Below are 23,156 nucleotides of genomic sequence, written 5' to 3'. Positions count from 1 at the left end.
GTCAAAAACTGAGATCTTCTGCTGCGCGACTTTCTACTTTTAGCCTGCGCTGTTCTTTTATCCAATAGAGGAAGGCGATAAATAATAGTAAACTTGTAATCCAGTAGAGCCAAGACAGACCAATAAAATCCAACACTATAAAACTAATTAGCGGACCTAGAGCAGCCCCCAGATCTGAAAAGAGTGTGTAGTAGGTCATCGTTTTCACTGATGTTGGTCCCTTCGCCAAGTCGGCCGCTAGTGAATCACTCGTCGTGATTAAAAAAGTGGATGTCACTTGTAGCGCGAAGATGACTGAAAAAAATAGAATTGAAGAATTCGAAAACGGAAGAATTGTAAAAAGGATCGTCGCAGCTAAGAGTGCAACTGTTAAAAATGGTAATCTCCCTATTTTTAGATCAGACCACTTCCCAATCGCAGGTGCCAAAAATGGATCAAAACTCATTTTAATTGATTGAACTACACCTGCAATTGCAGCCGCTCCAATCGACATACCGAATAATAACAAAGGACCATCGAGATGATGTTCAACTGCTTTACTGATTGTTGTAAAAAAGATCCCATAAACGACAAAGGCGACGAGCATACCATTAAGCAACACTTTTTGATGGTCTTTATTTTTTAAAACAGACTCTGTTTCTCCTTTTTCAGAGCTATCCCCGCTAATAAAATTCGGGATATACTTGATGACTAAAGGAATCGTTAAAATAGCTAAAAGAGAAAATGTTGAAGTAATAAAGGTTATCCCAATCAAATCACTAAGAAAACCACCTATCAACATGCCGAAGAGACTCCCTAATCCCCAAAGCCCATTGTATAATCCGATTAGCTGGCCCCTAGAGCTGCCATCACTACATGAAATAACCGTCAAATACCCACCAAGTCGTAAGAATGACCATGCAACTCCCCACAATATTCTCATTAACAATAATAGCCAGAATCCCTTTAACATTCCATAAGAGTAAGTTGATATTGCAGCAAGAACAACGGCTATTAATACACCTGTTCTTTTACTAATTTTATGATAACACCATCCCACAAAGGAATTAATCGGAATTCTGACAAAACGATTAACCGAAAGAAGTACCCCAACTTGCCACAAGGATCCTAATCCAAAGAACTTCCAATATATTGGAAGGACTATAAAGAGCATTTCATTGCCTAATAAACTTATAGCTGTTATTAAAGCAATCGTTATAACAGGGCCTTTCTTTGTATTATTACCTTGCATATGTTTGTATTTCCTCTCTGTAGATTGCGTGGTCATATCTCGGGTAATCTTTCTAAACTTGCCAGTAGATCTATGATGATCATCATTTAAAGCTAAGAACATTTCCCAAAACGGAAAAGTATAGTGCAACAAGAAACAACACTTTTGCAATTAATACCACACAAAACAAATATACCCTTTTTAGATATGATTTACAATGTATAGCCATAAATTATTGTGAAGATAAATTTTAATCTGCATTACCAATAAAATGTAAAAAGACTAATGAGAATCCCTTATTTGGATAGTCATCAGTCATATAGTGAAATACAAACAAACTTACTAGTGCCTTCAAGTATATTGACCCTTAACCCCAGCCAAAGGTATCACCAATTGATTGTTTATCCATTCCCTTTTTTCCATATCTCTAGCCTTAATGATCACTTCATCATGAAACACTTGTACATATAATCCTTGGCACCCCTCCGGATTAATCACTTTCTCATACCCGTTTTCATCAGGACCATATGTATTATAGATGGCTCCAGAATTAACCATTGCAAAACGTTCATATAGAAACATATCTTGTAAATGTAAATCCCAATGAGAGTGGCCAGAAAATAAAATCGCCTTAGGGTATTGTGATAATATCCTTTTTAATTCCTTATCCTGAATAACTCCATTACGATAGTATTCTAAATCAGTACCTGATAGTGTGTAAGGCAAAGGCTGATGCAGAAATATGAAAATTGGTTTTCCTGATGATTGATATTTCTCCAACGTTTCCTCTAACCATTGCAATTGCTCTTCACTTAAATATGCAGAATCCTTTGTAGGTGCTCCAATCGGCCCCCAACTTTCAGAACCTAATAGAATAAAAGGATGATCATTAATGATTTGTTCATCAAACAGACGTGTACGTCCAGAGAAGTCTAAAAAACGTTTAATGGCTGGTTCATTTCCATCATTCTTAAAGAATTCATGATTTCCTATTGTGAATAAAGTGTTTTCAGGATAAAAGGTTTCTTCCATTACATATTTAACCTTTTCATAACTCTCTTTACTACCGTCATCGGTCATGTCACCATTTACTACTAATGCATCAGGAGTAGGGTTAATTTCTTTTAAATCTTGTAACCCTATTTTTATTTTTCCGTGAGACTTCTTATTACCAATGGTTAACTGAAAATCACTAATGACAAAAAATTCAAGAACAGCTTCGCCTTTTGAAGAACTTATATGGTTATTACTCATTGGAAAACCCTCTTTCAAATATATGAAAAAAGAAAGGAGAAAACGATCCTCCCTCCCATTTTCACTGTATTATATTATTGTTGTGTATATCTATCATAAGCATCTTGATAGATTTTCATATAACGATCAAGACCCATTTTATCAAATGTTTTTACATAATTATCCCAATCATCAAAAGATGCAGCACCTGTAATGAACTTGGCATTCATTTCTTTAATATAGGTTTCAATGTCATCTCTAAGTGCATTCATTTCCTCGAGTTCCTCTATCGTATAGTTAAATGGCGCCCATATTTCTTCAGGTATATAAGGTTCTACTCTCTTTGCTGCTTCAAGTGAACTTGGCATTCCTTCAGAACCTTGAAAAAACTCTTGCTTTAAAATTCCGGGATATCCCGAACCAGGCCATACTAGATATTGGCCGACTGCTTGGTCTTGAGTTAACCCATTTGGATTATTTTTTATTTCATCTGTGTATTCAAATTTACCGTCAGCAGTCTCCACATAGGTCTCATCTTTAAAGCCCATAAAGAACATCTTGCTTCCTTCTTCGCTATAAAGATGGTCTACCCAACGAATAGTTGCTTCAGGATATTTATTTTTCTTTGAAATAACGAATTGCCCAGGAGATCCAATTGGAGAACCTATATGAGCATATATTTGATCTCCGTGTGGACCTATAAGTGCATTTCCCCCAATATAGCCTTGGAGGTTACTATAAACAGCTTCAGGGTTATAGTCAGGAAGAACTCCATACACACCGGAAGACCCTTTGGCAATAATCTGATCAGCATTAGCTGTAAAGAAGTCCTTATCGATAAGATCTTCACTATAAATTTTATTTAGATATTGCAACATCTCTTTATAATTTGAATCAGTCGGTATGAAACGAAGTTCATTTGTTTCCGGGTCAATATCCACGTTCGGATGGGATCCACCCCTATTTCCCAGCCCCCATGCACCTTTAAAGAACGGGATGAGGTAGGAATCAATTCCAGGTCCTCCTCCAATTGGAATAGCATCTGGATACTTTGCCTTAATTTCTTTTAATAGTTGATAAAACTCTTCTGTCGTTTCTGGAAAGTCCCTTCCAAGTTCATCCAACCACTCTTTTTTATACCACATAAGCGGTCCCATCAACATTGATTTGAACTCAGGATCATATATAACTGGGAAGGAATAGATATTCCCATCAGGCATCGTAATTGCCTTTTTAACTTCAGGATATTCCTCCAGTAATTTACTGAAGTTTGGTGCATATTTATCAATCAAATCATTGAGTGCCACAAACTCACCTTGACCGCCATAATTCATCAAGTCATTAACTGATAGGCCGTTCCCGAAAAACGCATCTGGGTAATCACCACTTGCGAGTAATATATTTCGCTTTTCAGCAAGATTATCGCGATCAACAGTGTCAAATTTAACTTTAATATTAGTCATTTTTTCATATTCGTTCCAAATCATAATGTCGTTCCAATCTTGAGAAGCAAATCGTTTCGAAGCAAACATTGTCATTTCGATTGGTTCCTTTACAATTGGCATTCCTTCTTCATTTAAAATATTATTATCTTCGTTTCCATTTTTCTCTTCTTTACCACCGGCTTCATCTGTGTTTCCACTACAAGCCGAAAGGATAAAAATTGTCATTACAATAAACAAAGCGACGAACCATGATTTTTTCATTTAATACTCCTCCCCTATTTTCCTTTTCTATCCCTTTACTGCTCCAACCATAATTCCTTGTACAAAGTATTTTTGCAAAAATGGATATAACAATAAGACTGGTAAGTTCGCAACAATTACAACCGCATATTTTATAGATTGGGCATATAACATTTGCTGTGCCATCGACTCACTGCTTCCAGCCATATCATCCATTGAATTCTGAATAAGGATTTCCCTTAAGATTAACTGTAACGGGAACTTCTCTCGATCCGTTAAATAAATGAGTGCATCAAAGTAGGCATTCCAATGACCTACACTATAAAAAAGCACCATTACAGCGATGATCGGTGTAGACAATGGTAAAACAATTCTCCAAAGGATCTGGAAGTTCGAACAACCATCTATTTCAGCAGCTTCCTCGACTTCTTGAGGAATATTTTGTTGAAAAAAGGTCCGCATAATAATTAAATTAAATACAGCTACAGCATTCGGAATAACGATTGCCCAAAAGGAATTCAGCATACCTAAGTTTTTAATAACTAAATAGGTCGGTATCAATCCACCACTAAAAAACATTGTAAAGACAAAAAAGAACATAATTATATTTTTTCCATAGAAGTCTCTACGTGATAACGGATAAGCTCCAAGTGTTGTCATAAAAACATTGATTAATGTTCCCAAAGTTGTATAAAATAGCGTGTTTAAATAACCATTCATAATATCCTGGTTCTGAAATACCTTTTTGTAACCTATAAAAGTAAGCTCCTTAGGCAGTAACCACAAATCCCCACTTGCTACTATCATAGGATTACTGATCGAGGCACTCAAAACAAAAATCAATGGGTATAGAATAACAAGAAGAATGATAAACAATAAACTATTATTGATTATTCCAAAAACTTTATCGCCAAATGATTGATTCATCGTTGAACGCACCTCTATTCCTTACCATAAGCTACTTTGCCCCACTCTTTTAGCTAGCGAGTTAACCGTAATAAGCAAAATAAAGTTAATCACTGTACTAAATAATCCAACAGCTGCCGCAAAACTAAACTGTGCTCCCAAAATACCACTACGATAAACATATGTAGATATAACGTCGGAAGCTTCCAAGTTCAAATCATTCTGCATTAAGAAAACCTTTTCAAAACCAACACTTACAATTGATCCAGTATTTAAAATGAGCAATATTATGATGGTTGGCAATATTCCTGGGATATTAACATGCCAAATACGTTGTAACCTATTTGCCCCATCTACAGTTGCTGACTCATGTAATTGCGGATCAATCCCAGCCAAAGCGGCTAAATAAATGATAGAACTCCATCCCATTTGTTGCCAAATACCTGAAAAGACATATACAGTCTTAAACCATTTTGGTTCAGTCATGAAGGATATTTCATTCCCACCAAATGCACGTATAAGTTGATTAATCATTCCATTGTCAGGGGATAAAAAAATGATAATCATCCCTACTAACACAACTGTTGACAGGAAATGCGGCGCATAAGTAACCGTTTGAACTGTTTTCTTAAAAAATTTCAATCTAACTTCATTGATCATTAAAGCTAGAATGATTGGTATAGGAAATCCTAATAGTAGCTCATACAACCCAATTCCAATTGTGTTCTTCATTAATCTCCAAAAGAAATAGCTATCAAAAAATCGGGTAAAATGCTTAAGACCAACCCAAGTACTTCCGGTAATCCCCTTCGAAGCGATAAAATCTTTAAATGCTATTTGTATTCCATACATAGGAACGTAATGAAAAATAACAAAGTAGGCAATAACTGGAATAATCATAATATAAAGCTGCCAGTTCTTTTTGAATAACCTTTTCGCATTCGACTTGCGGCTTTTTGGCAGCACAGGAGTTCTTGGATGAAATTCTGTTGATATTTTCTTGCCAGCTTGATTAAGCAAACTAGAAATCTCCTTTCTTCTCTTCCTTTTACTATCTTTTTGTTTGTATACTGGCTAATCCACTTGAATGCCGTTATTCAATTTCACATTAGTAACATGCGTACATCATGTTTCTGTAAAACTATATAACTTTTACATTCTCCCTTCATTAGTTTTTAAGTAGTTATATGTGGTACTTAATCCTATTGTAGTGATATTCATTGACATTTTATTGATTCATGTTGTTTCATTACATCATGTAAATCTTCATCTAAGTGCATTAATATGAATGAATCTGCAGATATACTTTAAGGTACCACAACATTCTATAGTTAAATATTGTAGTAGAATGTAGGTAAGCAACACAAAACAATAAAAGTACAACAAATACCACACAATCAATATATACTGGTCATTATCTTTTGTCAATACGAATTATTCTAATAATTTCAAAAGGGGGAAGTGGCTTTTATCTTCTAAATGTCTGCATTTGTCACCAATAGAGAGTTAGTGCTATATCTGTTAAGACATGAAATAAGCACACACTTGCAAATCATTAAAACACAAAAAAGCTGGATGATTTCACCCAGCTTTTTTGTTACTTTTTTATTTTTGTGCAGCTTTCCATTCGTCAAATTGCTTTTGCATTTCAGTTATAACTTTATCAAGGCCTGCCTCTTTCAATTTTTCATTGAATTTAGGCATATACTCTTCAGGATCAACTGAACCAGTTCCTAATGCAGGGAAGAATTCCTTAGAAACGTTGGAAATAGATGCAATTTCCGTTCTTACAGGATCGCTGTCAAAATGGAATCCAAGTCCAGGTGCATTTGTAGCACTTGCATTAAACTCTTGGAATTTTTCCCATTTATCTGCAGGATCATCTTCGTATAGATATAGGATAAAATGGTTACCTAGAGAATAGGATGGCATATTATAATTTTCAACACGCGCTGGAAGATCTTTAATTGTTCCATCATCGCTCTTTTCATAGTGAACGCCTTCAATACCTTTATCTACAAGGTTACGAAGATATGGATCAGTATTTAGCAAGTTCAAGAATTCCATAACCTTTTCAGGATTTTTAGAAGTTGAAGAAATTGCTTGAATTGAACCAGTTACAGAACTGTTAACAACAATTGGATCTTCAGCTGGTACAGAAGTAACTTCATATGTTTTAGCTGAACGAGACCAAAGTAAGTCAGCGTATGGTTGAGAACCACCTGTACGAACAAACCAGTTTTCTACATCCATTGGCCAGCTATCTTTACTTGTTGCAGCGTCAGATTTGATATAGCCAGCTTTAAAATATTCATGCATTGTTTTATAAAGATCCATTACAACATCAGTTTCAAACACATTCACAACTTTTTCTGTGTCGCCTTCAAGCGGGAACGCGAATGGCAAATCTTCAGTCATAATAAAGTCAAATGGTAAAAGCGGTTTAAATGTTGCGATCGGTGTAATATCAGACTCGTTAGCTTTAATTTCTTTCAACATCGGCTCTAAATCAGCTAATGTTTTAACTTTGGAAATATCGAAGCCATATTTTTCAACTAAACGTTTATTAAATGTGTAAACAGTTTGTCTGGCTACCTCTTTATTCGCTGGAATACCATATAGTTTTCCATCTACTTTGGCACCTTCTAACAAAGCAGGGTCCAAAACGTTCTTAAGATCTTTCCCGTGGCTGTCTAATAAATCATCTACAGGTACGAACGCACCCTTTTGAGCATATGAGACGTAGTTTCCGCCATCGATATAAGCCAAATCAAAAGCTTCACCTGAGGAAATCATTACTTGCATTTTTTGGTTATAATCACCCCAGTCAATTTGGGTCATATTAACTGTGACATTAATTTTTTCTTTTGTATACTTATTAACTTCTTCGAAAACCTTTTTCGTATCTTTTTGTGGTGTTCCAATCGTATACCATTTAATTTCATATGGTTTTTCGCTGCTACCACCTTTATCGGCCGATTCCTTCTTGCTATCATTTCCGCCGCAAGCAGCAAGAACTGTGCCAAGACTTAAAATCAAGACCATCAAAAGCAAAAGCTTTTTCTTCATTTTTTTCTCCCCTTTTTATAAGATATCCTTTCTCGTCGCTAATAGTTAGTATACCCATAATGTTATTGTATAAAAGATAAGTAACTACTATTAGCAATGAAGACGATCAGTACTTTAGCCATAGGCTGTATCGATATCACGCATGGATTAATCAATGGTACCGATTTCATTAAGTATTAAATCGCTTTCATAACTCTATTATAGAAAACGCTATACTAATATAACAGTTGACTAACTTTATATTTAGTGGACAAATTAAATATATCGATAAATCTTTATAACTTATTACCCAGAAATTGGACTTTATAGATAAAAAAGAACCAGCTCCCTTAATAGAGAGCTGGCCTTAGATCAAATACGACTTTCTAAACCATGACAATTTCATTTTCGAATATATATTTTTGAATTGCTTGAGCTACTCCATCTTTCGTATTTGTATCCGTTATATCATCAGCGAAATCTTTTAATTCCTGTACAGCATTGCCCATGGCTATGCCTAAACCAGCCTTTTGTATCAATTTCATATCGTTAAAATTATCTCCGATTGCCATAACTTCACTCATACTAATATTTAAGTATTCACAGACTGCTTGTACTCCTGACGCTTTAGAAGTTCCCTTTAATGTAAACTCTACATTTTGAGTAGATGATCTAGTTATTTCCAAACTTTTAGACACGTTTTCTATTTGACTTTTAAATTCAGCCAATACCTTTATGTCATCGTGCCGAGCAACAAATTGCGTCCATCGTTCCTTCAACAGTTCTTCTCTCCACTCAGACCTTCTGACAAAGCTATTAATTCCATACGCCCAGAAATCTGCATTTGTTTGAAGTGATAATTTATATAAAGCATGAATATCTTCCTGGTTAATTAAACGCCTATCGATAATTTCTACTGATTCATTCCAGGCTTCTGCGCCATTTACCAATACCATCGGAGTCTTTAAACCTAATTCTTCGCGAAAATGGCTCATATTTAAATATCCGCGACCAGTGGAAATAATGACTGTCACGCCAACTTCAGATGCCTTAACTATCCACTCTTTATTTCTCTCAGTAATTTTTTTGTCTGGAGTAAGTAACGTTTCGTCCAGATCAAGGGCTAATAATTTATACTTCGGCATTATTATCTTTTATCCTCCATATGACGTTTTCGGCCTGTTGATCATGGATCCTTTTATCTAATATATACATTCCAAGAAGGGGCCAACTTCAAAGCTAATATACAACAGTATCCATTCTGGGTCAATCTATTGATAGAATCATTTAAAAAATCTAACACTTTTTTAAAGTAAACAAAAAAAGACTGCTCTTTATAATAAGAGCTAGTCTTTTTGTTTGTTTTCCATCTTCCGAAACCTCTTCATACAAATAGCCATAATCAAGTAAGCGGGCAAAACTCCACCCATAAACGGAATGAGTCCAGGCAATCTTGAAAAGAAGTAAGCAATGAAGGCTAAGCCGAGCAGGATGATAAGTGTGTCTTTGACGCTTGCAATCGCATGAATAAAGGCTTGTTTTACATATTCCTTAGTTTTAAATGCGTACTGCACATAGAGTGGGAAAAAGAAAATTAATGTTAAGAAGAAGATTAAAAACAAGAATAGAAAAAAGATATAAAGGATTAAGGAAAAGAAACCTTGCATTTGCTCTGCAAAACTAAGATCGAGAAAGAGAAAAGCACCAATTAATGCAAAAATGATTCCCACCTTGTTACTGGGTACCCATTCCTTAAAGTATGTATCTTTAAATTGGTGCCAGATGGAAAAGTCAAATTCTTTCTTTGTCCATTTTCTTGTTACGGAAAACATTGCAACCGTGGCTGGCATGATTCCAAAAATCCCCAGTCCTAATAGGGTAAAGCCAATCCATAAGAGGTTCGTCCAGATAAGGCGTAACACCCATTCACTGACTATTAGGAATAACTTCATGTGCTAACCTCCTTGTGGATTGTTGAGTAAATTCGAATGATTTTATAATGATGGATTTATTTAACGAGTTTTTCGGTTATCTTTCAAGTTTTGACTTTTTTTCGCGACTTCTCATTTAATTTTACGAGTTTCTCAATAATTTACAAATACCACTATTGAAAAAAAGGAAGAAGAATAATCTCTTCTTCCTCTTATCTTTTACTTTATTTCAATTTTTCATGTAGTGGGCTGCCTTTTACTGTCATATTGCATAGGCTTAAGACGAATTCACTGAACATTGTGTTAGACCAAGCGAACCATTCGCGAGTGAACTGTTCAGGGTTAGAGGCATTAAAGCCTTCATGCATGAATCCTGTTCCACCGTCTGTATTAAGCATTGTACGCAAAATCCACTCTTTTTCTTGTTCACTAATGCTAGTCATCCCTTGAATGGACAAGGCGATATGCCAAACGTAGTGATCTGGTGTATGTGGGCTGCCAATTCCGCGAGCAACACTACCTTCATAGTAATAAGGGTTGTTTCGGCTCAAAAGGAATTGTCTTGTGTTTTGATAAACTTCATCATCAAAATCGCAATAGCCAAGGTAAGGAGCAGACAATAAACTTGGAACGTTCGCATCATCCATTAAATTATAGTTGCCTAGTCCGTCTACTTCATACGCATAAATTTTTCCGTAATGTGGATGTTCAATTGTTCCATGCTCTTCAATTCCAGTGCGAATCTCTTGACCTAATGCCTTACATTCTTTAGAAAGTTCTGCATCATTCAATACTGTTTCACAAATTTCAGCTGCATAGTCTAGTACAACAGCTGCAAACATATTGGCTGGCACTAAATATCCGTATGTGCAGGAATCATCACTTGGACGGAAGCCGCTCCAAGTCATGCCAGTATAGGCTGTTTTACTTCCTAATCCATCACGGATCAGTGTTTCTGTGTGCAGATTTGTATCACGTTCGAAACGGTATGGAGATTTGTTTTCGTGATCCTGCTCATCTGTCCAAACTTTTACGATCGTTTTGACAGCTTCACGGAATTCTTCACCTAAATGAGTTGTTTCGCCTGTCGTTTTCCATAGCAAATAGGCAAGTTGAATTGGGTAGCATAATGAATCGACTTCATACTTACGTTCCCAAAGCCATGGTGTCATTTCTGTTTTATCCGCACCATGGTAGCTATTTGAGTTTGCAGCTTCGTTAAAAGCATTCGCATATGGGTCATGCAAAATAAATTTAATTTGGCGATTAACAACACCAGTGAGCATGTTTTTAATGTCTTCATCCTCGTTCGCCGCTAGCAAATATGGGCGAACTTGGGCTGCGGAATCGCGCAGCCACATTGCTGGAATATCACCTGTAATGACAAACGTTGTGCCATCATCTAGATGTTTTAAAGTCGTTGAATACGTATTGACGAAACAACGTGCAAACATATCATGTAATTTTTCCTCACCTGGAAATTTAGTTTTCACTTCGTCAATAATCGCTTGTAGTGATTGAGGAATATTTGTCATTATTTCTTAACTCCTTCCATACCCACAGTTACAATTTTATAGTTTCCAACTGGCATTTCTTCGTAAGCCGAACCGACAGAATCCATTTTTTCTTCAATGATATTACTTGAGTAATATGCTTTTGCAAGTGGATTCTCGATAGTCAAACTTCTTTCTTCTCCAGATGGATTATACACTCTCATGAAAATATCGTCACTTGTTTCCCCTTTTTTCAAGGTTGTGAAGACAAGGCCATTACTTTCCCAGTTCATGAAAGTACCATCAGACGCAAGTTCACCAGTATGTTCATTTGTTTGAACACATACAGTTGGAACTTGGAAGTCATACGCTTCTTCGTATGCTTTTGCTTCGATTGCATCACCCGCGTGAGGAATGACAAACCATTCAGCCGTTTGCTCACCTAGACACTGTGCTCCAGGTGTTGGGAAGTAACCCCAGTCACCAAGCTCGGATGTAGCACGAAGTACTGTAACTTCAAGAGTTGTATCTTTTTCTACAACTTCATACTCTTGTAAACCTTTTGTCGCAACAGTTAAACCATATTTGCCATCAGACAAGGAAGCAAATGATTGTTGATGGTGGTCAAAGCTTGGGTTTTGCCATTCGATTTCTGGTTTATTTGGTCTTTCTGCAATTTCAAAGGCACTTTCAGCTAAATGATGACTCGTTTCGAATCCTGTTGGATAAACAACACGGAGGCGATGGTCTTTCGCAGTGTTATCTAGATCCAATTTTACTGCCAAGCCTTTGGAATGTTGATCAAGCGTTAATCTTGTTTTCATCACAAGAGTTGTCATTTCTTCGGAACGACGAGCTTCACGAACTGAATGCCAAACGAGACGATCTTTCAAATCTTCCAATTCTTCGTGAGCAGCAGCCGGAATTTCAAAACGATGTGTAATTTCGATTACACCTCTTGCTGCGTTATTTTCAACAACTTGAATATCCGCTTGTAATCCTTTTGTTGTGTAGGCTTGTTCATCTGTAGCCTTTTTGAACATATATTCATTACCGATATCACTTGTATCCTCATATGCACCAACATTTTTATACTCTTTACCAGATACTTTATGAAGGACGTCATACGTACCATCTTCATGGATCGCAACACGGATATGCTCGTTTTCCAATGTGTGATCATCTTTAGCGACCATTTCACCTTGATTGGAAGGTGCTTTTTCTACTAAGAAATAAGTTTGATAGCCGAATTCAGGTAGTTCATCTGTCGAGAAGACAACTTTCACTTTTTTCGCGTAAAATGGCTGTCTAAACTTATCATCTGGGAGATCATAGCCAAATTCTGAACCAAGATCTTCAATTACTGCTGGAATTTCTTCACCTTTCGCATTAACAAGTGTAAGCTCTGGTAAAGCTTTGTCACGAAGATGACCGTGAATTTTTTGCAATGGCATTTCACCAAAATAAACACGTTCAAAATCAACGACTTTTTCAATGGTAGTATGGCGTTTAATTCCTGCTGTATTCATAACAATCAACGGAAGTGCATGATCAAATCCTGCAGGTGCTGTTGTATCAATTTTTTCTGTCAGTTTCAAAGCTTGCTCTTCGATGATCATATCTGCCATTTGGTCGACCTTCTTGAAGCGAGTCACCATTTCATCATGGACTTCATCAACGGAGCAACCACAAATACTGTCATGTGGATGGTTTTGCATTAGTTGTTTCCAAGCAAAACGCAAGTAGTCTTCTGGATATTCTTCACCATTCATGTATGCGAAAGTAGCAAGCGGTTCTGCCAGTCTTTCCAATTTCGTTTGACCAGAATGGTTCATTTGTTTCAAATAAATACGAGCAGACGCTGTGTTTACGAGTGTTGACCAGCCATCTGTACGTTGGTTGCGAAGTTCACCTTTAACTGTTTGAAGCTTTTCTGGTAAGTTATTTTTAACTTCTTCCATATATTCTTCAAAATTAGAATGTTTGAATTCGATATCTGGATAAAGCTCATTTGCAAGCTTAATTGCTTCAGGCAAGTCTTTTTGCAATGGTTGGTGGTCACAGCCATTCATATAAAGAAGATGCGGTGTAGAAGCATATTTTTGTGCATCCGCTAATTTTTGCTCCCAGAATTTCTTCGCTTCTTCTTCAGTGCTTGGAACTTCATTCCCGTTGGAGTACCAATTGGCAAATAAAATACCAAGGACACTTGATCCATCTGGAGATTGCCATTCTAGCTCAGAATATGGGGATTCGAAGTTTTCCGAATCACTTACTGTATTGTTAAATCCAGTTGGTTTTACACCACGACCAAAGGCTGCAGTATCAATTCCAGCTTGCTTCAGCATTTGTGGAGCTTGTCCATAGATTCCGAACGTATCTGGGAAATAGCCTAGTTTAGAATACGGGCCATATTTTCCTGATTCATTCATTCCAATTACTAGATTACGAACATTCGCTTCTGCACTTGTAAGGAAAGCATCTTGCAATATATACCAAGGACCGATGATGATTCGTTTTTCTTCAATATATTTTTTTACAAGGTCACGTTTTTCCGGTTTAACTTCTAAATAGTCATCCAACGCGATCGTTTGTCCATCAAGATGGAAACTTTTATAGTCAGGGTCGTTTTCTAATTTTTCTAGTAGAGCATCCATAAGTTTCACTAAATAATAACGATGCTTTTCAAAAGGTAGATACCATTCCCGATCCCAGTGAGAGTGAGAAATGATGTGTGCTGTTGTTTTTGCCACGTTGTTCACGATCCTTTCTTGATCAATCATTTTTGATAAAGCAGGATTCAGCCTTGACTTGACTAGCAAACGCTGTCACCTGATGAATTTTTTGTCGATTTTTAAAATCCTTTTCATACACCTATACATTAGAATTCTATTAAGATAATGTCAATTAATATCCATCGATACTTAAGTTTTTACAGCATTTCTTTGAATAGTCCAAATCGCCTAATCCAACATATACCAATCAACAGGTATTTGTAAAAAAAAAGGACTTAATACACACAAAAAGCCAGCTTTTGCTGACTTTTAGCTTTTTACTTTGATTTGGTTCATAAATTTTGCAAAAGCCGCCTGCCCTTCAGACGTTCGTTTGAAAACCCCAGCGTGTTCTAGAACTGTGGAGAAAACGATTCCGACTTCCTGTCGAAGAATGTCGCCCACATTTTTTTCATCCATTTCCGGATGGCGCTCCTTCACTTGACAAGCCCATTTAGCATGTTTGCTAGTTTGTTCATCGGCTGCTAGTAAATTTTTGTATTCCGTCTCTAGTAAAAGAACAGCAACTTGCTGCAGTTCTTCTTTAAGACGACCAGGTAAAACGGCGAGCCCCATTACTTCGATCAATCCGATATTTTCCTTTTTAATATGATGAACCTCATTATGAGGATGAAAAATTCCGAGCGGATGTTGTTCATTCGTTCGATTATTTCTTAAAACGATATCAAACTCATAAAGGTCACCAGAACGACGTACGATTGGCGTTACCGTATTATGAGGTTCTCCATTTGTTTCGGCATACACTTCCACTTCTGGATCGCTGTACGCTCTCCAGCATTCAGTAATGTAATGGGCGAGTTCTGCAATTTGTCCTCGATCTTTCCCTCGGAGACGAATAACCGACATCGGCCAATGAACGATTCCGACTTCTACCTCTTCAAAGTTTTGGAAGGTGAAGGTTTTTTCGATCTTAGCCTTAGCCATTGGAAAATGATGGTGACCGCCTTGAAAATGATCGTGACTTAAGATTGACCCTCCCACAATCGGGAGATCTGCATTCGACCCTACGAAATAATGAGGAAATTGTTCCACAAACGCCAGCAATCGATTGAAGCCAGCTATTGATATTTTCATAGGCTCATGCTCGCCTGATAAAATAATTGCATGTTCGTTATAGTAAACGTAAGGAGAGAATTGCAGATACCACTGTGCACCTTCCAGTTCAACCGGAATAATTCGATGATTTTGCCGTGCTGGATGATCCACCCTACCAGAGTAGCCGACATTTTCTTTACAGAGTAAGCATTTTGGATAAGAAATAGCCTGCTTATTTTTCTCCGCGGCAATCGCTACCGGATCTTTTTCCGGTTTTGATAGATTAATCGTTATTTCCAAATCACCGTACGGCGTCGGAGAAAGCCAATGTTCATTTTTCGCAACTCGATCTGTCCGAATGTAATAGGAGTGCTTAGATAACTCGTAAAAGTATTCGGTCGCAGCTTGGGGACCAACTGAATGATAAACCTCATAAAATTGTTGGATAACAGTAGATGGTCTTGCTACTAGTGCACCCATTATTTCCATATCAAGTAAGTCGCGATACGTAATAGTATTATGTTCTAGCTTGCCATTTTCTGCTGCCCAATCTAAAATTTCTTCGAGAATCTTTACTGGTGTTTCATCTTTTGAATATTTAACCGCAGTCGGTTCAAAGTCATCTAAATCTAACATATGTAGTAATTGATTGCGGACAAAATCCACATCCCACTTCTCGATTAACTTTTTATGAAGTCCGTAATCGATTAGGTTTTCTATTGCGGTGTATATATTCATCAGCCTGCCTCCTTTACATTTATTTCAAGAGACACATTATTTTGCATAGCCGTTAGGATATTTTTGAAACCAAGCCCATGCACTTTCGATCATCGATTCTAATGAATTATTTTGCGGATTCCAACCAAGTTCACGTTTTGCTTTTTCAGAAGAAGCTACAAGCTGAGCTGGATCTCCTGCACGTCTTGGAGCAACAACAGCTGGGATTTCTTTGCCAGTTACCTTTCTAGCCACATCTATAACCTCTTTAACACTAAAGCCGCTTCCGTTCCCAAGATTATATGTCCCGCTCTCTCCAGTTTCTCGCAATTTTTTAATCGCTAAAATATGGGCATCAACAAGATCCATTACGTGAATATAATCGCGGATACATGTTCCATCTGGTGTGTCGTAATCTTCGCCAAAAATTGAAATATGCTCCCGCTTACCAAGCGCCACTTCTAAAATGATTGGGATAAGGTGTGTCTCAGGATCATGGTCCTCACCAATGATTCCGTTTGGATGAGCCCCTGCAACATTGAAATAACGAAGGACTACATAATGAATCCCATGAGCAGCTTCCGTCCATTTCAGCATTTTTTCAATAGCTAATTTCGTCTCACCATATGGATTTGTTGGGTCTGTTACCGCCGTTTCAAGAATTGGGATTTCCTTAGGTTCTCCGTAAGTTGCAGCTGTGGAAGAAAAGACAATCTTATCAACACCATGTTTCTTCATAGCTTGTAAAAGAGAAATTGCCCCACCTACGTTATTATCATAATAATCTAGCGGAATTTGTACACTTTCCCCAACAAGCGAATTAGCTGCAAAGTGCATGACAGCATCAATCTCATTTTCTGTAAAAACTTGATCGAGAAAATGTTCATCACGAATATCCCCATCATAAAATTTCGCACCTTTTGAAAGTGCTGCTGCATGTCCCTTCTGCAAATTATCGACAACAACAACTTCTTCACCACGTGCTAGTACCTCAGCCACCGCATGACTACCAATATACCCTGCACCGCCACATATTAAAATCGCCATCCTCTTCTCCTCCTTCATCATTCGACAATTTCCGGGGCGTGCCTGTCACCACCCGAATTCGACAAAATTCGGGTGGTGACAGGCACCTTATAACTGTATTTCTCTGGCGCCGTCACCGATTTTGACTACGTAGAAATCGGCTTTAAGGCCCGTTGCTGCTTCGTATCGTTTCCCAACGCTTTCAATAAAACTATCAAGCCGGTCCTTTTTAACAAGGTTTACTGTACAACCGCCAAACCCAGCTCCCGTCATACGTGCGCCGAGAGCTTCTTCTGCCCATGCTGCTTCGACTAACGCATCAAGTTCCTTCCCTGTTACTTCGTAATCGTCTCTCAAAGAAAGGTGAGAAGCGCTCATCAATCTTCCAAATGCATCCAAATCCCCTTTATTCAACATGTCTACAGCTGTCAATGTGCGTGAGTTTTCGGATACCGCATGTTTAGCGCGCTTGCGGTCAGTTTCATTTTCAATCAAATACTTATATTTTTCGATGTCATCAACGATTAAATCACCTAGGGAATCAATATCGAGTTCTTTTTGAAGTTGTTCTAATGCTCGCTCACATTCTGCCCGGCGCTCATTATATTTAGAATCTGCAAGACCTCGGCTTTTATTTGTATTAGCAATGACCAGTGCGTAATCCTCTAATTGAAAAGGAGTATATGTATACTCTAGTGTTTGGCAATCAAGCAGTACCGCATGATCCTTCTTCCCCATACCAGAAGCAAACTGGTCCATAATACCACATTTTACACCAATAAACTCATTTTCAGCTTTCTGAGCCAATTTTACAATCTCAATCTGTTCGATATTAAATTCAAAAAGATGATTAAGCATAACCCCTGTTGCTAACTCTATGGAAGCAGAAGAAGATAATCCAGCTCCATTTGGGATATCTCCAAAATATAAAACATCTAGTCCCGAGTCCATTTTGTAATTAGCTTTTTGAAAAACATCTATAACACCTTTTGGATAATTAGCCCAATCATCACTCTTTTTATATTCAATTCCATCTAAATCTACTTCAATTACGCCTTTTTCGGAAAAATTCATTGAGTAAAAACGTAGCTTACGATCATTTCTCTTCTTAGCTATAGCCGTTGTCCCAACATCAAGTGCACAGGGAAAAACATGCCCGCCATTATAATCTGTATGCTCTCCAATCAAATTGACACGTCCTGGTGCAAAAAAAGCCCGAATACCATCATCACTTCCGAATATTTCTTTAAACTGATTAATCAACTTTTGCAGATTTTCCATTATCCTCACCTACTTTTTATTAGTAAAAAAAAACTTAATTAATTAATTTAACTTACTTCATATGTTATTATAATATTAGCACATTTGCAACATTATTTTATCAAAAAGGAAGGTTAAGCAGGGAATAAATACACTTTTGCTAAATATATTAGATAGGTGAAAAGACCCTAGCTAAAACAACACTTTTTTTCCTAGCTATATGAGTGGTCTAGTTAATCAAATTTATACTTTTTACAAGGAAGTGATTTAATACATGAAAAAAGGAAGCTTTCAATGGATGAAGTCGCTTAATCGATCGATTATTTTAAATAAAGTTCGAACAGATGGGCCGATTTCCAGGGCAACGATCGCCAAAGAAACTAAATTAACCCCGCCTACCGTCAGTAATCTTGTTAGTGAATTAATTGTTTCAGGACTAGTTATCGAAAGTGAACAAGGTGAATCCATTGGCGGACGCAAACCAACATTATTAGTTATTAACAATACTAGATTCCATATTATTGGGCTTGATGTTGGTACAAAATCAATTCGAGCTGTTCTTGTAAATTTATCGGGAACCGTTCTTGGTGAAAAAGAAACTCCCATTCCTTTAGCTATAACCAAAGATTCATTACTTAAACTTATAAAACAAACGATTACCTCACTAGCTCATACTCATGAGGATAAGGAAATTATTGGAATTGGCGTTGGGATGCATGGTGTCGTTGATGTAGAAAGCGGGGTAAGCTTATTCGCCCCCGGACTAAACTTACGCGACACACCTATTAAAGAATTTTTGGAAGCAGAATTGGATCTCCATGTGATCATTGACAACGATGTCCGTGCAATGGCCTTTGGAGAATATTGGTTTGAAAATGGGAAGAACGTCGATAACATGGTTACTATTAATATCGGCCACGGAGTCGGGGCTGGCATTGTTTTAAACGGCAGGTTATTTTATGGAGATCATGACCTTGCTGGTGAAATTGGCCATATGACAGTGGATTTAAATGGGAGGTTATGTTCGTGTGGCAATCACGGCTGCTGGGAAACTTTGATTTCTGGTCCAGCTATCGGAAGAACAGCCCTTTCATACTTAGAAGCGGGTGCGAAAACGATGTTAGGAAAAAAACCGCTCGATGGCCAAGCAGTATATAATGCTGCATTGCAAGGCGATGAAGTGGCCAAGCAAGTTTTAGAAATAACAGGTCAATATATTGGAATTGGCTTAACGAATCTCATTCATTTGCTTAACCCAACGAAAATTATCATTGGTGGCGGTGTCTCCGGTGCAAGTCGATTCATCATGCCGAAAATAAGAGAGACCATTGCCGAAAGAGGCCTAACGAAACAAGCAAAGGAAACAGAAATTTATTGTTCTGAACAAGGCGCTTTCGGGACAGCTCGCGGAGCAGCAGCTCTTGTGTTAGGTGAAATTTTCGAAGGGGATTTTCCTGTTAAAGAGATGTAAATGGCTCGGTCAATAACCTTGAACCTGTTGAAAGGAAAGTACCTTTCATAGATTCAGGGTTATTGCCATGCCCCCCTAAAGAATCGCATCCTTCTTTTCATATCATCATCCGCCCTCCCTTTTCATACATATAAAGGAGAAACTGTTTGGAGGGAATAGCATGGAGGTAAAAGTCCGATCAGGTGATTCACTTTGGCTCTATAGCCAATTATTTTTTGTACCATTACTACTCATTATTGACTCGAATAGAGGAGTCAACCCCAATGGTCTCCATATTGGTCAAACAATTAAAATTCCTGGCTTTACAGAAGACCGCTATACCATTCGACGCGGTGATACGCTGTGGAATATTGCCCAATCGCGGAATCTAAATATCGATACTTTATTGCTTTTAAACCAAAATATGAATCCAAACGCATTGCAAGTCGGCATGACGATTCGTTTACCATTACGAGTAACATCCTTTGTCGTTGGAGACCCTTCTCATTATGATTTTGTTCGAATGAGAAATGATTTACGAACGTTACAAGAGATTTATCCCTTTATTTCATTACAATCTGCCGGTAACAGCGTAATGGATCTACCTTTATATGATGCTCGCGTTGGAAACGGCAATCGTAAAGTACAAATGAACGCCGCTTTCCATGCGAACGAATGGATTACTACACCTGTTTTAATGAAATTTTTAAATGAATATTTACTTGCTTTAACGAACGGTCAAAATATTAGCGGGGTCCCTGCCCTCTCTTTATATACACAAAATCAGCTATCCGCCATTCCAATGGTTAATCCTGACGGTGTCAGCCTTGTATTAAATGGACCGCCGGCTGGGAGAGAGGCTGAAGTAATCGCATTAAATCGGGGAAGTACGGACTTCTCTGGATGGAAAGCTAATATTCGCGGTGTTGATTTAAATAAGCAATTCCCAGCAAAATGGGAAATTGAAAGAGATAGGAAGCCTCAAGAGCCTGGACCACGAGACTTTCCGGGTACTCGTCCACTCTCAGAACCTGAAACAATCGCCATGGCAAATTTAGTCAGAAATGAAAGCTTTGCACGATTGCTTGCCTTGCACACGCAAGGACAGGAAATTTATTGGGGATTTGAAGGACTAGAGCCTCCAGAATCAGAGGTACTTGCCAATGACTTTGCTAGACTAAGTGGATATGAAGCGATTCGCTATGTCGATAGTTATGCTGGCTATAAAGATTGGTTCATCCAAGATTTCCGAAGGCCAGGATTTACCTTTGAATTAGGCTTAGGGCAAAATCCGCTCCCCATTACCCAGTTTGACGAAATTTACGCTCATATGAAACCAGCCTTAGTAAGAGCTTTAATGTGAATACATTCGACAATCCCAAAGCACCATTCGCTATATTTCCGGGGAAATTTTCACGTTTCCCCGGATTTTTTAATTTGGAAAAAGAGCACGGTTGCACTACTTAGTTAGTTTCTGACAACTCATTTTTATTTCCTCATGTTACATGTAATGATCCTCATACCATTTCTTCGGTGAATATAAAGACTTTCCTTAACACTTGGGTGTTTCTTACATATCCAAATAAATTTGAAAAACTTGCGATAAGATGTATATAAAATAATAAGATCAGAATTTTAGATTACGAATAATAAAGAATTCCCTATCTATAAATTGTTTTGCAAAAAGCTTACATTCACTTATTTACTTTTCCGCACTCCGCTGAAAAGGACTAGCCTATCCTTTGCTGACAAAGCGAAAAATAATAGACGAAAATATATTTTTAATATAATTAAACTTTTCTAGAATGATTGGGCTCTAATAGTATGAAAGGGGGAAATCAGAATGGAGCATAATATTGTTAAAAAAGCCATTAAAGGTGATGAAACGGCTTTTGAACTATTGATCAAACAAGAGAGTAGTAAATTGTACAGAACAGCGTTTTTATATGTAGGCAACAAAGAAGATGCTTTAGATGTTGTGCAAGAAACTGTTTATAAAGCGTTTAAATCAATCCATAACTTAAAAAGTCCTGAATATTTTAGTACGTGGCTTATAAAAATTTTGATCCGAACTGCTTATCGGGTGCTAGAGAAGAATAAAAAGCTAATAACTGTTGACTATGAATCCTTACCTAATTTACAGGACGAAAAAGTCATCGAGATTCATCAAAGCTTAGATCTTGCCGAAGCCCTTAATAACTTACAAGAAAATCAGAAAACGGCGATTATTTTATTTTACTATCACGATTTACCGATTCAGATGATTGCCACCATGATGGATAAGCCTGAAGGAACAGTAAAATCGTATCTCCGGCGTGCCAAGATGGAGTTAAAAAAGCTATTGGAAGGAGACTATCATTATGGACAAAGTATCGTTTAATGTAATAACAGAAAATATTGACGTCCCTGAGGATGAATTATTTTTAAGGATTAATAACGGGATTGAAAAAGGGAAAAAAAGTAAGAATCGTAAAAGGAAAGCAAAGATGTTGGTGCCCATGGCTTCAATGGCGGCTTCCCTACTTTTGATCTCAGGTTTTCTATTTGCGCCGATGACAAAAGTATTAGCCAATGTTCCAGTTATTGGACTCATTTATGAATCTTTCCAGATGTCTATAGGTAAAGATTTAGAAGAGAAGAATTTATTAACACCACTGAACGAAACGGTTTCAGATAATGGGGTTCAAATTACGTTAACAAGTGCCTATTATGATGGTTTATATATGGGGATTAGCTTTAAAGCTGAAGAAGAAGGAGAAATTAGTAAAATAAAGAATGATATGGTCATCGATTATGATTTCTATCTATTTAACGATCAGGGATGGAGCGGCAGTATCGGGGATCTACAAAAAGTAGATGATCATTTTGTATCCTTCATTGAGATAGAATATCCAGACAAACAGCTTCCGACGGATTATACCCTCCCAATTACGTTTACGAATATGGGAGGTGTTGAAGGTAGTTGGTCATTTGAAGTACCCGTAACCCAGCTTCCTTTAAAAACATTCACCTTTGAAAATAGTAAAACTGAGGATGAAAACTACTCCTTTACAGTGGAATCTATCGTATCGGGTACATCCAATATGCGAGTAGATTATACAACAAATATCCCGGAGGATTTACTTACTTTACGGATATTGGATCATAAAGGGAAGGAACTATCAGATCATACCCATCTGCATCATGGCTCGGACTCTGCAGTATTTCAGACAGGGATTAACGACAGTAATAAATATTTAATCATCTATCCTGGGTATCGAATGGACGGGAAATTTATTGAATTAGAACCTCTTAAGGTGAGTGTGCAAGAATAATAATCCATTTAAAAATGTAAAAGACGCTCAACGTTATTCAATTTTGAGCGTCT

17 protein-coding genes are annotated in these 23,156 nt (G+C 37.4%); 4 read left to right on the top strand and 13 right to left on the bottom strand.

Annotated elements, in window-relative coordinates:
- Position 1: 1 nt before the first annotated feature.
- The 13 genes from BN1243_RS17340 to BN1243_RS17280 form a co-directional block, all read right to left on the bottom strand.
- Entirely contained in the window at positions 2 to 1,333 is a 1,332-nt protein-coding gene (locus BN1243_RS17340) for an MFS transporter (RefSeq protein ID WP_230200243.1), read from the bottom strand.
- Between the two features lie 228 nt (positions 1,334 to 1,561).
- Complete coding sequence (locus BN1243_RS17335; protein WP_062108940.1) at positions 1,562 to 2,464, bottom strand: metallophosphoesterase family protein; 903 nt, start codon at positions 2,462 to 2,464, stop codon at positions 1,562 to 1,564.
- 74 nt (positions 2,465 to 2,538) lie between these two features.
- The gene (locus BN1243_RS17330; RefSeq protein WP_062108939.1) at positions 2,539 to 4,149 is read right to left on the bottom strand and encodes an extracellular solute-binding protein; all 1,611 of its coding nucleotides are present in this window, start codon (positions 4,147 to 4,149) and stop codon (positions 2,539 to 2,541) included.
- A gap of 27 nt (positions 4,150 to 4,176) precedes the next feature.
- Positions 4,177 to 5,055, bottom strand: coding sequence for a carbohydrate ABC transporter permease (locus BN1243_RS17325; RefSeq protein ID WP_062108937.1), 879 nt, complete (start codon positions 5,053 to 5,055; stop codon positions 4,177 to 4,179).
- A gap of 21 nt (positions 5,056 to 5,076) precedes the next feature.
- Entirely contained in the window at positions 5,077 to 5,934 is an 858-nt protein-coding gene (locus BN1243_RS17320; RefSeq protein WP_084782403.1) for an ABC transporter permease, read from the bottom strand.
- 705 nt (positions 5,935 to 6,639) lie between these two features.
- A complete protein-coding gene (locus BN1243_RS17315) occupies positions 6,640 to 8,103 on the bottom strand; it encodes an ABC transporter substrate-binding protein (protein WP_062108935.1) in 1,464 nt (487 codons plus the stop codon).
- A 365-nt stretch (positions 8,104 to 8,468) separates the two neighbouring features.
- Positions 8,469 to 9,227, bottom strand: a complete 759-nt coding sequence (locus tag BN1243_RS17310; protein ID WP_062108933.1) for a Cof-type HAD-IIB family hydrolase — start codon at positions 9,225 to 9,227, stop codon at positions 8,469 to 8,471.
- Positions 9,228 to 9,428: 201 nt separating this feature from the next.
- Entirely contained in the window at positions 9,429 to 10,034 is a 606-nt protein-coding gene (locus tag BN1243_RS17305; protein ID WP_062108931.1) for a YesL family protein, read from the bottom strand.
- 203 nt (positions 10,035 to 10,237) lie between these two features.
- A complete protein-coding gene (locus BN1243_RS17300) occupies positions 10,238 to 11,548 on the bottom strand; it encodes a glycoside hydrolase family 125 protein (RefSeq protein WP_062108925.1) in 1,311 nt (436 codons plus the stop codon).
- On the bottom strand, positions 11,548 to 14,289 hold the full coding sequence (locus BN1243_RS17295; protein WP_062110730.1) for an alpha-mannosidase: 2,742 nt from the start codon (positions 14,287 to 14,289) through the stop codon (positions 11,548 to 11,550). Before BN1243_RS17295 ends, BN1243_RS17300 begins: the two co-directional genes overlap by 1 nt.
- A gap of 261 nt (positions 14,290 to 14,550) precedes the next feature.
- Positions 14,551 to 16,074: a UDP-glucose--hexose-1-phosphate uridylyltransferase gene (gene galT / locus BN1243_RS17290; protein ID WP_062108923.1), complete on the bottom strand. Its 1,524-nt coding sequence runs from the start codon at positions 16,072 to 16,074 to the stop codon at positions 14,551 to 14,553.
- 36 nt (positions 16,075 to 16,110) lie between these two features.
- Positions 16,111 to 17,100, bottom strand: a complete 990-nt coding sequence (gene galE, locus BN1243_RS17285; protein ID WP_062108915.1) for a UDP-glucose 4-epimerase GalE — start codon at positions 17,098 to 17,100, stop codon at positions 16,111 to 16,113.
- 87 nt (positions 17,101 to 17,187) lie between these two features.
- Positions 17,188 to 18,360 (bottom strand): galactokinase, encoded by a 1,173-nt coding sequence (locus BN1243_RS17280; RefSeq protein WP_062108912.1) that lies wholly within the window; start codon positions 18,358 to 18,360, stop codon positions 17,188 to 17,190.
- Positions 18,361 to 18,613: 253 nt separating this feature from the next.
- Between BN1243_RS17280 and BN1243_RS17275 the strand changes: the two genes are divergently transcribed.
- The 4 genes from BN1243_RS17275 to BN1243_RS17260 all read left to right on the top strand — a co-directional run bounded on the left by BN1243_RS17275 (position 18,614) and on the right by BN1243_RS17260 (position 23,103).
- Positions 18,614 to 19,810: an ROK family transcriptional regulator gene (locus BN1243_RS17275; protein ID WP_062108910.1), complete on the top strand. Its 1,197-nt coding sequence runs from the start codon at positions 18,614 to 18,616 to the stop codon at positions 19,808 to 19,810.
- Positions 19,811 to 19,970: 160 nt separating this feature from the next.
- The gene (locus BN1243_RS17270; protein ID WP_062108908.1) at positions 19,971 to 21,152 is read left to right on the top strand and encodes a M14 family metallopeptidase; all 1,182 of its coding nucleotides are present in this window, start codon (positions 19,971 to 19,973) and stop codon (positions 21,150 to 21,152) included.
- Positions 21,153 to 21,632: 480 nt separating this feature from the next.
- Complete coding sequence (locus BN1243_RS17265) at positions 21,633 to 22,169, top strand: sigma-70 family RNA polymerase sigma factor (RefSeq protein WP_062108907.1); 537 nt, start codon at positions 21,633 to 21,635, stop codon at positions 22,167 to 22,169.
- Entirely contained in the window at positions 22,150 to 23,103 is a 954-nt protein-coding gene (locus tag BN1243_RS17260; RefSeq protein ID WP_062108905.1) for a DUF4179 domain-containing protein, read from the top strand. Before BN1243_RS17265 ends, BN1243_RS17260 begins: the two co-directional genes overlap by 20 nt.
- Positions 23,104 to 23,156 lie beyond the last annotated feature (53 nt).

The organism is Bacillus niameyensis, assembly GCF_001375535.1.
GTDB classification, from domain to species: Bacteria; Bacillota; Bacilli; order Bacillales; family Bacillaceae_C; genus Lederbergia; species Lederbergia niameyensis.
This window is presented reverse-complemented; position numbering and strand designations above follow the sequence as displayed.

Bases quoted from the DNA above. Each gene is read 5' to 3' on its own strand.
- BN1243_RS17340 (WP_230200243.1), bottom strand. From the start codon at position 1,333: ATGTTCTTAGCTTTAAATGATGATCATCATAGATCTACTGGCAAGTTT.
- BN1243_RS17335 (WP_062108940.1), bottom strand. From the start codon at position 2,464: ATGAGTAATAACCATATAAGTTCTTCAAAAGGCGAAGCTGTTCTTGAA.
- BN1243_RS17330 (WP_062108939.1), bottom strand. From the start codon at position 4,149: ATGAAAAAATCATGGTTCGTCGCTTTGTTTATTGTAATGACAATTTTT.
- BN1243_RS17325 (WP_062108937.1), bottom strand. From the start codon at position 5,055: ATGAATCAATCATTTGGCGATAAAGTTTTTGGAATAATCAATAATAGT.
- BN1243_RS17320 (WP_084782403.1), bottom strand. From the start codon at position 5,934: ATGATTATTCCAGTTATTGCCTACTTTGTTATTTTTCATTACGTTCCT.
- BN1243_RS17315 (WP_062108935.1), bottom strand. From the start codon at position 8,103: ATGAAGAAAAAGCTTTTGCTTTTGATGGTCTTGATTTTAAGTCTTGGC.
- BN1243_RS17310 (WP_062108933.1), bottom strand. From the start codon at position 9,227: ATGCCGAAGTATAAATTATTAGCCCTTGATCTGGACGAAACGTTACTT.
- BN1243_RS17305 (WP_062108931.1), bottom strand. From the start codon at position 10,034: ATGAAGTTATTCCTAATAGTCAGTGAATGGGTGTTACGCCTTATCTGG.
- BN1243_RS17300 (WP_062108925.1), bottom strand. From the start codon at position 11,548: ATGACAAATATTCCTCAATCACTACAAGCGATTATTGACGAAGTGAAA.
- BN1243_RS17295 (WP_062110730.1), bottom strand. From the start codon at position 14,289: ATGATTGATCAAGAAAGGATCGTGAACAACGTGGCAAAAACAACAGCA.
- galT (WP_062108923.1), bottom strand. From the start codon at position 16,074: ATGAATATATACACCGCAATAGAAAACCTAATCGATTACGGACTTCAT.
- galE (WP_062108915.1), bottom strand. From the start codon at position 17,100: ATGGCGATTTTAATATGTGGCGGTGCAGGGTATATTGGTAGTCATGCG.
- BN1243_RS17280 (WP_062108912.1), bottom strand. From the start codon at position 18,360: ATGGAAAATCTGCAAAAGTTGATTAATCAGTTTAAAGAAATATTCGGA.
- BN1243_RS17275 (WP_062108910.1), top strand. From the start codon at position 18,614: ATGAAAAAAGGAAGCTTTCAATGGATGAAGTCGCTTAATCGATCGATT.
- BN1243_RS17270 (WP_062108908.1), top strand. From the start codon at position 19,971: ATGGAGGTAAAAGTCCGATCAGGTGATTCACTTTGGCTCTATAGCCAA.
- BN1243_RS17265 (WP_062108907.1), top strand. From the start codon at position 21,633: ATGGAGCATAATATTGTTAAAAAAGCCATTAAAGGTGATGAAACGGCT.
- BN1243_RS17260 (WP_062108905.1), top strand. From the start codon at position 22,150: ATGGACAAAGTATCGTTTAATGTAATAACAGAAAATATTGACGTCCCT.